Below are 15,126 nucleotides of genomic sequence, written 5' to 3'. Positions count from 1 at the left end.
GTAATTTTGATGATTGTAGTTTTGGGAGCTGGTAGTTTAACCGCACAAATTCCAATGGCTGTTTTAGCAGGTATTGCTCTCCAAGTAGGTATTAAGATTATTGACTGGGGATTTCTCAAGCGTGCTCATGACATCTCCTGGAAGTCTGCAATCATTATGTACGCTGTTATTGGTCTAACTGTATTTGTTGACTTGATTGCTGCTGTAGGTATTGGAGTGTTCATTGCTAATGTTCTGACTATCGATCGCTTAACCCAGCTAAAATCTGAAGATGTTAAAGCTATCACTGATGCTGATGATGCAATTGTCTTAGATAATGATGAGAAAGAATTACTCGATCGTGCTGAGGGTCGGATTTTATTATTCCACTTGAGTGGTCCGATGATATTCGGTGTTTCTAAAGCAATCTCTCGCCAGCATACACTTCTAAATAATTATGAAGTCTTGATTGTAGATTTGGCCGAAGTACCTCACATGGGTGTAACTTCTGCTCTAGCAATAGAAAATGCGATTCAGGAAACTGTTGATACGGGTCGTCATGTATTCCTAGTTGGTGCTTCGGGTAGTGTTAAACGACGGTTAGAAAAATTGGGAGTTTTAAATATTGTACCTTCAGAAAATCTGTTGAACGATAGGAGGCAAGCATTAGTTAAAGCAGTGTCTTTAGTTACTTCTGATGTCAATATTAATGGTGCAGCTCAGAACGGAGTTAAGGGTCAAACTCGCATTGATACTCTGATTAAATAGAAATCTCCCTGAAGTGGTAACTAAAGAGATATAAAATACAGATTGGGGAATGAGAATTGCTCGGGTTTTGAGTAATAAAGCGCTTTCCACTTCCTGTGAGGTACACGTATCCCGGACAATGTACCTGCAATAAAAGATTTTCGGCGTTGGTGAATGCGTAATGCTTTTGTCTCAAATATCTATGAAAAAACTATAGTTGTACGGTTCATAAATATTCAAAAGCATTATGTAATCAGATGTAATCAGCAACCCTAGATTTTCACTATTCACCTTCTACATCATTAGATTTGCTTGAAATATTGTGTATTAATATCTTCCTTGTGCAGTACCTCCGCGTCACAGACATAGGTCATGCCCGAATAATCGTCGAAAAACTCCTCTGTGACCTCTTCTGAAATCTTCATGGGGATATCGCGCTCGGGGACGAGCGCCTCTATCTTCATATCCGGGATATCCACATACGCGTTGGTATAGCCAACGGCAACCATCGTAGAATCGTTTGCCACTGTATAACTGGTTGCCCCGGCTTCCTTGATGATCTTGACGATCTCTTTTTCAGCAACTTTTGTGTGATGATGACAAGCTTGATAACTTGCTGGGTCATGTGGGTTACCTCTTAACGCTTTCTGTTGCAACAATTCAACACTCTATAAGTTTTGCCTGGAACCATATCTTTGAATATGATACCAAATATCAGCGAATCCACAACCCTTTTTTGAGAAAGATTTACTCAGATTAGCTCAAGCATTTCATAAAAAATACTTATCCTTGTTGTGCGAATTTTAAGATAAACTTAAGTACATAACCTGCAGTCGTGACTCCTAATACCATTTCTCAAAAACCTTTCTATACCCAATAGGATGGGGAAGTTTGGGAAGTGGGGGAGCTTACAGGGGTAAGTTTTTTTCTAACAACCTTACGGGATAAGGCTTTGAGAATTCACAAGCCTAATGAATAAAATCCTTGCCTTGTCTAGGTTTCATGCTTTTTTTGTAGCAAAAACTTACCCTTGTAAGGTGGGGGGGAGAGTTCATTAATTGATAATGGATAATGGATAATGGATAATTACCTCTGGTTAAAACAAATGCGGGAATTGAATATAAGGAAATATTATTTCTTCTCTTGGTCGATTGGATCTGGCGTTTCGCTACGCGACATGAAAAGCGTTAGCGAGAGCTACCGTAGCAAGAGGCAGCGGCTCTGCACTCTTCGGGAGACCTCGCCATCCCATCCTAAGGTCATGCTCCGCAAACGACCGCTCTCTTGGTCGATTGGATATGGCGAGGAGACCTCGCCATCCCATCCTTCGGAATGCTCCGCAAACGACCGCTTTTTCCCCTTGAAAGGGGAGGCAGATACGAGAATTATTTAATTAATAATTATTAATAATTATTAATTCGGTAAAAGTAGGAATAATATATACAAACCGACTAATAATTGTGAAAAACAGAGTTTGAATTTTCTTAACTATTGAAGTGTTGAAGTATCGCTAAAGTATAGCATTACTTTTGTTAATTAATATAGAACCTGAATCAAGGAGGAATTACAACGTGGATTTTTTATCTGATTTCTTTACGCTCTTTCTGGGGAAGTTGCAGTCCCCGACAATGGGCTTTCTGATTGGTGGTATGGTCGTCGCCGCCGTCAATAGCGAACTGCAAATTCCAGATGCGATCTATAAGTTCATTGTCTTCATGCTGCTCATTAAAGTCGGCCTGAGCGGTGGCATTGCGATCCGCAATTCCAATCTGGCGGAGATGCTGTTGCCCGCACTGTTCGCCGTGGTAACGGGTATCCTTATCGTATTCATCGGGCGCTACACGTTGGCCAACCTACCGAAGGTCAGAGTCGTGGATGCCATTGCAACCGCGGGCTTGTTTGGCGCAGTCAGTGGCTCTACCTTGGCCGCTGCCCTAACGCTACTGGAATCGGAAGGCGTCGAATACGAAGCCTGGGCTGCCGCACTCTATCCCTTCATGGACATCCCAGCACTCGTGACTGCGATCGTCTTAGCCAGCCTTTATACCAGCAAGCAGCGTGATAACGCAGTCGAGTCTCTCAGCAAGCAGGAGTATCTCAGCAAGCAGCCCGTTACCGCAGGTGGGTATCCCAATCAGCGGCGCATTGAGCGACGCATTACCGCAAGCGGGTATCCCAAAGATCCGCGCGATACTGCAGGTGCGCGGGTCAGGATCTGGCCTATTATTCAGGAAAGCCTCCAGGGATCTGCCCTATCAGCACTGCTGCTCGGCCTCGCTCTAGGTCTGCTAACCCGGCCGGAAAGTGTCTATGAGAGCTTCTTCAATCCCCTCTTTCGCGGGCTGCTTTCGATACTGATGCTAGTAATGGGTATGGAAGCCACGACAAGGATCGGTGAGCTGCGCAAGGTAGGCCAGTGGTACGCCCTATATTCCTTTGTGGCGCCGCTGCTGCATGGGTTCATAGCCTTTGGTTTCGGCATGATTGCCCACTTCATCACAGGATTCAGCCTTGGCGGCGTTGTGATTATGGCCACCATAGCTGCCTCTAGTTCAGACATCTCAGGGCCGCCCACTTTACGAGCCGGTATCCCGTCGGCTAATCCCTCTGCCTACATTGGCTCGTCCACAGCCGTCGGTACGCCGGTTGCGCTTGCCTTGGGAATACCGCTCTTCATCGGGCTCGCCCAGGCCCTGGGCGGCTGAATCCCAGATGGGTCGAAGTCTGCCGGTGCTCTCCTGACCCGGCGACCAACGCGGCGACTATATCAAGGCTGCATCGTCTCCATCAGTCAGGCAGCTCATAGATATAGCCCAATTACTTCTTGTTCGGGGTTAACGTCCTGCAGACACGAAATACTCCCAGCAAAAAGCCGGGGTTATGCCCCGGCTTTTTGGTTTTACTGGCTAAGTTTTGAGTCAGAAGGTGTGTGCGTGCAGTATCTCCATCACGTTACAGAGATAGGCGATGCCAGAATAATCGTCGAAAAACTTCGCTGCGACCTCATCCGAAATCTTCACAGCCGTATCCCGATCGCGGGTGAGCACCTCGAACTTTATATTTGAGTTGTTGTCGCCAACAATGGGTTTTCCAGACGAGCGCACGTTACGACTGCCTTTACCGCCGACTTCCACCACCGTATAACCGGTAGCCCCGGCTTCGTCGATGATCTTGGCGATCTTTTTGAGCAGCAACTTTTCTGTAACGATGACGAGCTTGCTAGCTTGTTGGGTCATGGGGGTTACCTCTTGATGCGTGTAGTAATTGAACTATATATAAACTCAGGAAAACGGCATAAACGCGCGCTATCGCGCCGATCCAAGTCTACGAAGGGAATACCATCGCGTTCGTATACACGTTGCGTAATAGCCCGCTTGCCATAGTTGATATGATAGCACCATAACATCGATCGGTCAAGAGGGGTGTTGGTAAATAGAAAGATGAATTAAACGCTCCAACAGCTACGGAGCGGGTAAAATTTTTCAGTAATATAGAGTTTGAGTTTCATTTTCCATGCAATGTCGGTGATTGTCTTATATAGAATCCGGTTATATAATATATGTTGATAATTAGACATCTGGTGGAAAAGAGGGAACACTTAACTGGGAAAAGGGAACAGGAAGAAAGAATAGATAATTTCTGGATGATAATTGATTTGATTTTTAATTTTCACGCCTATGTCTATTATATAAATTACTTCAAGCCTTGAATAGAACCACCTCCCCATCTCCCCATCTCCCCCAACCATATAATTAAGTATTCAACCGGATTTGATATTAGCCAAGATATGGGGGAAAATGGCCATCGAAGATATAAGCTGGCACTACATTTGCGTCCAATTTGGTCGTCAATTAGTTGTTTTTTATGATCCACCTGTATCTAGTCAGGATATTAAAGTTCTCTGTCTTAAAATGTATGTCACTTCACTTATCAGTTAACAGTTATCAGTTAGCCTCGGCTTTGTTGCATGAAAGTGGCGATATAGCTGCCGCACTTGCTCCGCCAACGCAAATAATCCCACGGGAGGGGGAGACTAGATGTCTATTTGATAACTTTCGGGTTTACCATTGTGTATCATGGGCTTAAGTATAGTGCATTGAATGAATAACTCCACGGCTTGGTTGTCAAACAATCGCCTTCTCAACTTACCCCCAAATAAAGCAAAGAAGTCTGATCTCCGTAGTTTCTGATAGAGAACGCCTGTGGTAGCCAATGCGCACCCTTCCACTTCTTTCGCCCACAGATACGAATACGCCTCAAGTTTTCATCTCTAGGATGGGAAGTACCTCTACAGTTACCATGTTGCCCTGTGGCACTGGGTTTTTTCGTGGCGCAATGGTGATTTTAGCTCCTTTGTGACGAGCTAATTCAAACCACTTGCACTTGTGGTATGCTCCATCACCCGATACTTGTGCTATTTCACCTTCTACTCCATCAAGCAAGTCACACAACACTTGGTCGTCACTAATATCCTTGGTTGTTACTACACCAGCAACTATTTCTCCTATAGCTTCATTTACTCCTAGATGTAGTTTAGGCAATTGTACAGGTTGACGCGACAACCATGAACCCTGCTCTTCCATTCCCCTTCGCCATATACTTTAGTAACTATCTTTCAAGGAGCGATCGCCTAATTCCCCACATAGTCATTTTTTACATACTTTATAGTATTAGAGATAGTTACGATTAATTATTTACCATATTTATCCATTTTTTTGTTATCTTATTTTCTACATATAGTAGAGTTCATTCTCATATTAATGCTCCTATTATTAGTATTACTAAACCACATATTGTTAAAATTACTTTTTGATAATTATATTCTTTTAATCTGAACCTTTATCTGGCTAATCCAAAGATTTTTATCAACCTAATAATATGTTCCACAAATATTCTTTTTTTCGCTTTTTTGTGGTTATATTCTTTAATTTATAGTGGTAGTTCTTGTTTTCTCGGCTTTTTTTTCGGGATCGTAGTTCTCTCTGCCCCTTTATATCCTTTATCTACCTGATTTTTTTGTTTTTTCTCAAGTTTTTTATGCTGTTTTATGAGTAAACTTACATTACTTCTTAGACTGCTTTTACCCACTATTAAATCTACTATATTTGTCCCTTTTTCTGTCGTTATTATTTGTTTTTTTAATGTATTAATTTTCTTTTTTTTTGAGTAATATTTTTTCTATTTATCATCATTTACTGGCCTATATATGTTTTTTTATGTACTATATACAATTAATTATTGTTCTGTTAAAATTTCTTATATCCATAAATATTCGTCTTCTTTTTCTTGTAATTGTTCTAACAAGCTACTCGGCAATAACTCTTGTAATACGTCTATCCAATAATGAAATATATTATTAGCTGTAGATTCACTAACACCAAAATATATTCCTAGTATTTGAAATGTGGGTAGATGACGTAAATAGTATAAAGTTAAGATGATTTCCTCCTCGAATTTTAAGCTTTTTTTTCTACCTCCCCCTGTTTTAATTAGTCGTTTTTCTTGCCATCGCATTTCCATTTTTTTATTTTCGGCTATAATTTGAGCATTTTCTATTAATTTTTTAAATTCCTCATTAGTAATGCCAATAACTCTTTTTATTTCTTTTGGGTGGTTATTTAGATGTTCTAATATCTGAGTCATTAGTATATAGTTTTGATAAATTTTACATGACAATTATACGTGAATTTTTATTTTGGAGATGTCTAATGGTATGGGTTTCCAGGGAATTAGTCGAGTTATATCAAATCCGCTCGGGTTCAGTATAAAAAAATGTTCCATCTTCGCGTCATTGCCAAGTCTTTAGAAGATTACCCCATCTCCCTATCTTCCCACACTCCCCAGTGTTCGCAATTTGATTACGCGCTCTGATAAAAACAGAGACTCGCGATTCAGTTCCACACCTACTGCAGGTTTTAGAACTAGGAAACCATCTATCAACAATGATTAATATCATGTTCGCTGGGGCGCGTTTGTGTAAACCCAAGGGTGAATATCTACAGGAAATTTAAGTTTTTTTTATTGCCCTTAAGTATTCTTGCCAGTTAAGTGTTCCCAGTTAAGTGTTCCCTACCTTTGCTATACAATACCGATGCTACCGGACATGATATAACTTAGAGCCGTACAGTTGACATTTGTACTCTAACTGTCTGCGAAATTCGTAAAACCCCATATCAGCAACAGCCTTAGCTACGTTGCATGCAACGTAGCTGTGATTTGACATCATTCCTGATACATTTAGGTCTTCTATTACTATCTGGCTGTGATTTTTAGCCAAGTAAGTAGTAAGTTTATGCAATGTATCTTTTCTGATCTTAGCTATTTTGCTGTGTACTTGAGCTATCCTAAGAGCAGCCCTTTTCCAATTAGACGAATAGACGACTTTATGTCTGTTTAAGTATTGCAACCGAGAGAGTTTAGCTTCTAACTTTCTGTAAGATTTAGCACCTTCAAACACTTCGCCTGTTGAGAACGTAGCCAGAGATTTTACATCTAAATCTACACCAACTACATCTACTGACTTCTCAGTAGTTTTGGTTGCTGTTTCTATTTTAAAGCTTACAAACCAACGACTTGATTCCCTGCTAATAGTTACAGATTTAGGGGTAACATTATCTGGTAATATTTCATAAGTTTTAACCCATCCAATTCTTGGTAATTTAATCTGATTAAAGCCTACCGATATTGAGCCATCTAGGTGAAACTATCATCCCTACCTTTTTTCTTGAATTTAGGTTGACCAGACACTTTAGTAAAGCAGCGTTTCCAAGCAACGGATAAATATCTTAAAGCATCCATACGGCGCTGTTTTAGGAACCTCGTAGTACCAGAAGTTTTTCGGTTTAACCATTGCTACTAAAAGTTTATGCAGGTCAATTGCAGTCGGAAATTTGATTTTGCTGTCTGGGTGAAGTAGGTTATGCTGTAATATATTTCTGGTTAGCCATAATCCCCAATTGTAAGCATGATGCGCCACACCCCCGTGTTTAGCCAGCAAGGTTTTTTGTTGATTTGTGGGGTGTAATTCAGCGCGTGAATCCAAGTAACATAAATAGACATAGGCGTGATAATCAAAAATTAAATCAATCCCATACATATAAACCATCAATTATTTCCCCCTACTCCCGTACGGGCGATTCGCTCTTCGCCCCTACTCCCTACTCCCTCTTTTCCACCAGAGGTCTAATATAGATAATTGGGAAATTATCATAGATTATACTAGATTATAGCCAACAGTTACTAGCCCCGTGAGAATTTCTTCATAAAACCTGCTCCTTTAAGAAATCTTTAAAACGTATCTAATGTGACAGATAATTTTTAATTAATGATTCAATAATAAATACAAATTTAAAATAATATCCGATTGGGAACACTGTTTGGTCAACAAAATATATTGTTGTTTGTGAGTTAATATAAGCAGAAGTAATATAAAATTTGATTTGAGGGAGTTTTTAGATAGAACTATCCCTTGTGTTTCCTATGAATTAAAGTATTCAACTAAACAGGATATATACTTCGTGTTAGTTGTTAGTCAAAAAGAGAATTAATTTTAATTTTGTGGGATAAATCCACAAGAGACACAAATTATGTTTAAATAGCAAATGAAATTATTCATATTCAACGGTATTTGATATGAATGATAATTTCATTTATTTTTTAGTAAAAAAAATTTAAGTAAACTATGGAACCTACAAAAACTCTTTGCCCCTATTGTGGTGTTGGTTGCGGATTAGAAGTATCACCACCAGCAATGCCAGGAAAAGCAACAAATCGAGATAGCAAAGGTAATCCAATTTGGCAAGTACGAGCCGATCGCTCTCATCCATCAAGTAAAGGTAAAGTCTGTGTTAAAGGTGCCACAGTTAGCGAAGCATTGGATAAAAGTCGCCTCAAATATCCAATGATGCGTGATACCCTAGATGAACCTTTCCGTCGTGTCACTTGGGAACAAGCTTTTCGGCGAGTCGTTAACCGGATTCAAACTGTACGTTTTACCCAGGGACCAGATGCCATTTGTATGTATGGGTCTGGTCAGTTTCAAACAGAAGATTATTATGTTGCTCAGAAGTTGCTTAAAGGATGTTTGGGAACTAATAACTTTGATGCCAACTCTCGCCTCTGTATGTCTTCGGCAGTATCTGGATACATTCAAAGTTTTGGTTCTGACGGTCCTCCCTGTTGCTACGATGACTTAGAGCAGACAGACTGTGCTTTTTTAATTGGCACTAATACAGCCGAATGTCATCCCATTGTATTTAACCGTCTCCGGGTATATCACAAGAAAAATAAGAAAGTGAAAATGATTGTGGTAGACCCCCGTCGTACTCAAACTGCAGAAGTAGCAGACTTACATTTGGCAATTCGACCAGGTACAGATATCGATTTACTTAATGGTATAGCTAATTTGCTCATGCGTTGGGGTTTACTTGATGCAATGTTCATTGATGAGTGTACGACAGGTTTCCCTGAATATACTGAAGTGATTCGTCACTACCCACCGGAACTCGTAGCACGTCATTGCGGGATTCGCTTGGATGAGTTGGAAAAAGCAGCTCGTTATTGGGGAGAGTCTAAACGAGTTTTATCTTTATGGTCAATGGGGATGAATCAGTCCTCTGAGGGTACGGCAAAAGTACGAACTCTGATTAATCTGCATTTGATGACAGGTAATATTGGCAAACCAGGCGCAGGTCCATTTTCTCTGACCGGTCAACCTAATGCTATGGGTGGTAGAGAAGCAGGAGGACTAGCTTATATTTTGCCTGGTTATCGAATGGTGAAAAATCCTCAACATCGGGCTGAAATTGAACAGTTGTGGGGATTAACTCCCGGACAAATTTCTGGTGTACCTGGTCGTACTGCTTGGGAAATGATTATGGCTTTGGAACGCCAAGAAATCGGTTGTTTGTGGATTGCTGCAACGAATCCTGCTGTGAGTATGCCGGATTTAGAAAGGACTAAGGCTGCTTTGTTGCGATCGCCTTTTACTGTTTATCAGGATGCTTATTATCCGACGGAAACTGCTGAATATGCTCACCTGTTATTGCCAGCAGCTCAGTGGGGAGAAAAAACAGGTACTATGACAAACTCGGAGCGAGTGGTGACTTTATGTCCGGCATTTAGCGAACCTCTCGGAGAAGCTAAAGCAGATTGGGAAATCTTTGCCGAGGTAGGTCGCCGTTTAGGATTTACAAATCAGTTTGATTTTGCTGACTCGGAGGCAGTAAGAGCTGAGTTTCTGGAATTGACACGCGATCGCCCCTGTGATATGACAGACATTACCTATCACAGACTCCAAGAAAAGGGTCCGACTCAATGGCCTTGCCCTGATAGTAGTGGGGTATCTCAGGAGCGTCTGTATACTGACTTCCGATTTAATACTCCTGATGGCAGGGGAAGGTTTGCAGCCTATTACTCCCAAGGATTGGCAGAACCACCTAATCCTGATTATCCATTCGTCTTGACAAGCGGGCGGTTATATGGTCATTGGCACACTCAAACCCGTACCGGACGTATTGAGAAAATTAGAAAAATGCACCCGATGCCGTTTATAGAAATTCATCCCAAGGATGCTCAGAGGTTAGAGATTTCAGAAAATGATTGGGTGGAAGTAAGGTCGCGAAGAGGCTATGGCAGATTTCCAGCAAAAATTACCAAAGCTATTTCTGCTGGTACTGTATTTGTGCCGATGCACTGGGGTGCACTGTGGGGAAATCAGTCAGAGGCGAATGCTTTGACTCATTCTCAAGCTTGTCCTGAGTCTGGGCAGCCAGAGTTAAAAGCTTGTGCTGTGCAGTTGCAACCAATTAAATTAGAAGTGGCGACTACCGAAGATTTCCCTGTGGAGCGAGTCCTATCGCTTTGATTCAAGGATGAGTCTTAATATATCGCGATCTAAGTTTGGTAGGGGTTTGGTGACCAAACCCCTAAGAGCCATGAATTGTACTGATACTACCGGATTTGATATAATTTATTCTCTAGTTTGTATCAATAAAAACTTTTTCTTGACTTGTTTTTTGATAATTTTTAGTAGAGAAGCTTGTTCATTAATGGATAATGGATAATTACCTCAAGGAAAACCTAAAAATGACGGGAGGAAGTTAGCCAGCTCGTTTTAACGGCTGGTTGAATAACGATACGCGGGTAATAAAGCGGAGCAAAGGTATGTTATGATAATAGATTGAAACTAAGAACAAGGTTTGTCGCCATGACATGACCGCTAGTACGGTGAGATTCTGGCGGACAGGAGACGGGGAATTAATTTCCTACGACTGCTGTTTGTGCAGCATTCCGAAGGAAAAGCAAGTAATGCAGCTAGAGCAGCGAGAAGATTGCTCTAACCAGTGCGAGTAAAACCACTCTGAAATGTAAGCTCACAGCTAGATAATGATCTATGCCGAGGAGTATAGAAGTCTGCCCTTCAGGCTTTAAGCAAATGTGGATTTATCCCCTAAGCGGTAGATTTACTACATAATCCAGGGTGTTTCAACCCCTGGAGATGTCAATGTAACGGAATATTTATAAAGAAATATCCTAGCACTTTTCTCAAGGGGAGATTGGATATGGCGCACTTCGGAGCGGCTCTGCATTCAGAGGGAGACCTCGCCATCCCATCCTAAGGTCATGCTCCGCTTTCCGACCGCTCTCAAGGGGAGATTGGATATGGCGCACTTCGGAGCGGCTCTGCATTCAGAGGGAAACCTCGCCATCCCATCCTGACGGAATGCTCCGCAAACCACCGCTTTTTCCCCTATTAGGGGAGGCTTTTAACCAAGGTATTTAATTAATAATAATTAATAATTAATTATTCGGTAAACATATTAAATATTATATCAATAATGCAGCTATCACCCCAAGAAAAAGACAAATTAATGATTTTTACTGCTGCTTTACTTGCAGAAAAACGAAAGGAAAAAGGGATTAAATTAAACTATCCTGAAGCAGTAGCCTATATTTCTGCAGCTATATTAGAAGGTGCTAGGGAAGGAAAGGGAGTAGCCGAATTGATGAGTCACGGCAGAACTATTTTAAGACAGGATGAAGTAATGGAAGGGATACCAGAAATGATTGAAGAAGTGCAGATAGAAGCAACCTTCCCAGATGGTACTAAGTTAGTGACAGTACACAATCCTATACAGTAAACATCAAAAATATAGCATTTTTTTGGTCACTAACTAAAAAAATAAGGTCTCAAGCCTCCCCTTGGATAGGGGATGAAAAAAATATTCGGTTCAGTATTTCAATCCTAATGGTTCAGCTAGAGGTACTGATAACTGATAACTGATAACTGAAATGACAATGATTCCAGGAGAAATAATTACTCAAATAGGTGAAATCGAATTAAATTCAGGGCGGAAAACAATTCAGGTAATAGTAGCTAATACAGGCGATCGCCCGATTCAAATTGGTTCTCATTTTCATTTTTATGAAGTAAACTCAGCCTTACAATTTGAGCGCGAACCGACTAAAGGAATGCGTTTAAATATTCCAGCAGGGACGGCAGTTAGATTTGAACCAGGAGATGAAAAAGAAGTAGAGTTAGTAGCGATTGCAGGTAGTCGAGAAATATACGGTTTTAACGCTTTAGTTAATCAAAAATTAGAATAAAAAAAGAAGATTTCTATGAGGAGAAAATAAGGTCTCAAATCTCTGTTTTAAAAGGGATAAAAAAAATAACATTCAGTATACATCTATAGAAAAGAGGGAGTAGGTAGGGACGTTGTATGCAACTACAGACTAGAGGGGAGATAATTGATGATTTATGTACGATAATTGATTTTCTTTTTTATTATTTTATTGGAGATGTCTAGTATTTCAGACTTCCTTATTCCAAGAGGTACTTTTAACTAATAACTGAATTTCAAACCTCCTTATTCCAAGAGCTACTTTTAACTGATAACTAATAACTGATAACTGATAACTGAAATGGCAACAGCAGCTAGGTTAGGAATTGGCGGTCCTGTAGGCAGTGGCAAAACTGCTTTACTAGAATGTATTGTTCCCCTTTTGACCAAACAAGGAATTGAAGTAGCCATAGTAACCAATGACCTGCTCACGACTGAAGACGCAGAGCGACTCAAAAGTGGAGGAATTTTACCAAGCGATCGGATTATTGGAGTAGAGACAGGTAGCTGTCCTCATACAGCTATAAGAGAAGACCCAACCATGAATATTTTAGCAGTGCAAGATTTGGAACAACTATATCCTAATCTAGACCTGATTCTGATTGAAAGTGGGGGGGATAATCTTGCCTCTACCTTTAGTTACGATTTGGTAGATGCCTATATTTTTGTGATAGATGTGGGGGCAGGAGATGATATTCCTCGTAAAAAAGGACCTGGTTTTGTGCAAGCTGACTTAGTAGTAATTAACAAAATCGATTTAGCTCCTTATGTCAATGCCAATTTGAATTTAATTCGCGAACAAGCACCAGTATATCGTCAAGGTAAACCAATTGCTTATACTAATTGTAAAACCGGAGTTGGATTGAATGAAGTGGTTAATTTTATTCTAGAGAGAATTTTATTTCGCAGTCCTTTGTCAATAGACCTCTCAAAAAATACTGATTTTAGAACAGTGCAATAAGGGAAGGATTTACGCATTTTTGAGTTATAAACACTATATATCTATAACGTTATAGTTTTTCAACTCTGTATATAGTGTTTCCCTATAATATATCTAAATGTTGGCATTTATACCCGCGCTCTCCCGTAGGGGAGCGGAGGGATGGGAATGCCAACCCATGTTATAATAATAGTACTTCATGTTAGTAATAGGTCGAAAACATTGAAAGGTAGATATAAATATCGTATATATCCTAATCATCTTCAAATAACGCGCATTAATCAACTGTTTGGTTGTTGTAGATATGTTTGGAATAGTACATTAGCGTATTGTAATCAACTGTATGCTGATGGTTAAAAGAAACCTAGTTATGTTGATTTAACCAAGGAATTCATAACTCAAGCTAAAAGAGAATTAGTTTGGTTAAAAGAGGTCGCTTCTACTCCATTACAACAGTCTTTAAAAGATTTAGACCAGGCATATAAGAATTTCTTTGATAGTTGTAAAGGTAAGCGTAAAGGTATAAAAGTAAAACCTCCTAAGTTTAAGTCAAGAAAGTCTAGACAAACAGCAAGATTTGTAGGAGTTAATTATCAAGCAGGTCAAGATAAAATATATTTGCCAAAAGTAGGTAAGATTAAAATAATTTGGTCAAGACCATTGGCAAGCAATCCTAGCTCAGTAACTATTATTAGAGATTCAGCTAATAGATATTTTGCTAGTTTTGTAGTAGAAATTAATCCTGAGTCATTAGCTAAAACCAATAATTATATTGGAATTGATTTAGGTATTTCAACTTTTGCTACATTAAGTAATGGTGATAAGTTTAAAGCCCCTAAACCACTCAAACAATACCTTAATAAATTAGCTAAATTTCAACGTAAATTTGCTCGTACTGAAAAAGGTAGTAAACGTCATGAAAGACGTAGATTAAGAGTAGCTAAACTTCATGGTAAAGTTAAAGACATTCGTACAGATTTTATGCATAAGTTATCGACTGATTTAGTTAAAAAATACGACACAATTGTACTAGAAGATTTGAATGTTTCTGGTATGGTTTCCTACGGAATGCTTCGCAAACGTAATCGCAAATTGGCTAAAGCAATTAGTGATTTAGGTGGGAGACAATTTAGAACTTTAACTGAGGCTAAGTGCGAGAAATATTTTCATTAATTGATAATTGATAATGGCGAACTTGATAATTACAAGAAGGTTTTAACCGTACGGGAATTGAATATAAGGAAATATTATTTCTTCTCTCTTGGGAGATTGGAGGCAAGCGAGGAGACCTCGCCATCCCATCCTAACGGACTGCTCCGCTTGCCGACCGCTGTCTTGGTCGATTGGATATGCCGAGGAGACCTCGGCATCCCTCGACCGCTTTTTTCTCCACGGCGAGTGAGAGGCTTTATACCTTTATTTTTCGGTAAATAATTTAGAGTCATTGATAGATAGGAACCTACTTCCCAAAAATGCTCTCCGATACGGTTTTAAAGGTGGTAAGAAAGAACTAAATGTTAGGGAATGGACTTGTTTAAATTGCGGAACTTTCCATGATAGAGATATAAATGCTGCAGTCAATATTCTTAATACCCAATCTGTTTTAGAAACAGTTAATCAACCGATAACCAAGGTTGAAACAGTAGCAGAAAATCCGATTTAACTATTACTTTTTGAAATAGTCGCCGAAGGGCATTCGGAGACTACACAAAAACGGACACGGAGCCGACGTAATTCTACCCGTAAAAAGGTAGTTGATGGCAATGATGTGTCAACCCGCCCTGAGTTTTTCAAGCAGCTTAGTCTGTTTGATTAATGGATGGGAATCCCGCGCTA

Annotated in this window: 16 protein-coding genes and 1 pseudogene; 9 read left to right on the top strand and 8 right to left on the bottom strand. The window is 40.0% G+C overall.

The genetic code is table 11. From position 1 onward, the window contains the following. On the top strand, positions 1-747 hold a 747-nt coding region (locus F6K22_RS11400; protein WP_293097217.1), incomplete at its 5' end, for an STAS domain-containing protein. A 281-nt stretch (positions 748-1,028) separates the two neighbouring features. Here the strand turns inward: F6K22_RS11400 and F6K22_RS11395 are convergent. After that, positions 1,029-1,385, bottom strand: coding sequence for a hypothetical protein (locus F6K22_RS11395; RefSeq protein WP_293097214.1), 357 nt, complete (start codon positions 1,383-1,385; stop codon positions 1,029-1,031). Positions 1,386-2,297: 912 nt separating this feature from the next. On the opposite strand from F6K22_RS11395, the gene F6K22_RS11390 reads away from it, so the two are divergent. Next, complete coding sequence (locus tag F6K22_RS11390; protein WP_293097232.1) at positions 2,298-3,431, top strand: sodium-dependent bicarbonate transport family permease; 1,134 nt, start codon at positions 2,298-2,300, stop codon at positions 3,429-3,431. A gap of 213 nt (positions 3,432-3,644) precedes the next feature. Here the strand turns inward: F6K22_RS11390 and F6K22_RS11385 are convergent, their stop codons facing one another. The 7 genes and pseudogenes from F6K22_RS11385 to F6K22_RS11360 form a co-directional block, all read right to left on the bottom strand. Next, positions 3,645-3,962, bottom strand: coding sequence for a P-II family nitrogen regulator (locus F6K22_RS11385; RefSeq protein WP_293097212.1), 318 nt, complete (start codon positions 3,960-3,962; stop codon positions 3,645-3,647). Between the two features lie 1,020 nt (positions 3,963-4,982). After that, positions 4,983-5,309 (bottom strand): transposase, encoded by a 327-nt coding sequence (locus F6K22_RS11380; protein WP_293097209.1) that lies wholly within the window; start codon positions 5,307-5,309, stop codon positions 4,983-4,985. 346 nt (positions 5,310-5,655) lie between these two features. Beyond that, positions 5,656-5,889, bottom strand: a pseudogene (locus F6K22_RS11375) (hypothetical protein); the annotation flags it as partial. A 93-nt stretch (positions 5,890-5,982) separates the two neighbouring features. Then, on the bottom strand, positions 5,983-6,369 hold the full coding sequence (locus F6K22_RS11370) for a helix-turn-helix domain-containing protein (RefSeq protein WP_293097207.1): 387 nt from the start codon (positions 6,367-6,369) through the stop codon (positions 5,983-5,985). 145 nt (positions 6,370-6,514) lie between these two features. Next, positions 6,515-6,682 (bottom strand): hypothetical protein, encoded by a 168-nt coding sequence (locus F6K22_RS43460; RefSeq protein WP_483244124.1) that lies wholly within the window; start codon positions 6,680-6,682, stop codon positions 6,515-6,517. 138 nt (positions 6,683-6,820) lie between these two features. Beyond that, entirely contained in the window at positions 6,821-7,351 is a 531-nt protein-coding gene (locus tag F6K22_RS11365) for an RNA-guided endonuclease InsQ/TnpB family protein (RefSeq protein ID WP_375340153.1), read from the bottom strand. Positions 7,352-7,474: 123 nt separating this feature from the next. Continuing rightward, positions 7,475-7,723, bottom strand: coding sequence for a hypothetical protein (locus F6K22_RS11360; RefSeq protein ID WP_375340152.1), 249 nt, complete (start codon positions 7,721-7,723; stop codon positions 7,475-7,477). A gap of 684 nt (positions 7,724-8,407) precedes the next feature. On the opposite strand from F6K22_RS11360, the gene F6K22_RS11355 reads away from it, so the two are divergent. The 7 genes from F6K22_RS11355 to F6K22_RS11325 all read left to right on the top strand — a co-directional run bounded on the left by F6K22_RS11355 (position 8,408) and on the right by F6K22_RS11325 (position 14,953). Next, entirely contained in the window at positions 8,408-10,591 is a 2,184-nt protein-coding gene (locus tag F6K22_RS11355) for a molybdopterin oxidoreductase family protein (RefSeq protein WP_293097205.1), read from the top strand. 973 nt (positions 10,592-11,564) lie between these two features. After that, positions 11,565-11,867, top strand: coding sequence for an urease subunit gamma (gene ureA / locus F6K22_RS11350; protein WP_293097202.1), 303 nt, complete (start codon positions 11,565-11,567; stop codon positions 11,865-11,867). Positions 11,868-12,024: 157 nt separating this feature from the next. Beyond that, a complete protein-coding gene (ureB, locus tag F6K22_RS11345; protein WP_293097223.1) occupies positions 12,025-12,333 on the top strand; it encodes an urease subunit beta in 309 nt (102 codons plus the stop codon). 318 nt (positions 12,334-12,651) lie between these two features. After that, entirely contained in the window at positions 12,652-13,311 is a 660-nt protein-coding gene (ureG, locus tag F6K22_RS11340; RefSeq protein ID WP_293097199.1) for an urease accessory protein UreG, read from the top strand. 141 nt (positions 13,312-13,452) lie between these two features. Then, positions 13,453-13,647 (top strand): helix-turn-helix domain-containing protein, encoded by a 195-nt coding sequence (locus F6K22_RS11335; protein ID WP_363273340.1) that lies wholly within the window; start codon positions 13,453-13,455, stop codon positions 13,645-13,647. 36 nt (positions 13,648-13,683) lie between these two features. After that, entirely contained in the window at positions 13,684-14,463 is a 780-nt protein-coding gene (locus F6K22_RS11330) for an RNA-guided endonuclease InsQ/TnpB family protein (protein WP_293097220.1), read from the top strand. A gap of 271 nt (positions 14,464-14,734) precedes the next feature. After that, positions 14,735-14,953 carry a zinc ribbon domain-containing protein gene (locus F6K22_RS11325; RefSeq protein ID WP_293097193.1) on the top strand — a complete coding sequence of 73 codons (219 nt, stop codon included), beginning with the start codon at positions 14,735-14,737 and terminating at the stop codon, positions 14,951-14,953. Positions 14,954-15,126: the final 173 nt, after the last annotated feature.

This window comes from Okeania sp. SIO2F4, from assembly GCF_010672385.1.
Classification (GTDB): Bacteria; Cyanobacteriota; Cyanobacteriia; order Cyanobacteriales; family Microcoleaceae; genus Trichodesmium.
Note: the sequence above shows the minus strand (reverse complement) of the source record. Positions and strands in the feature narration are given on the sequence as shown.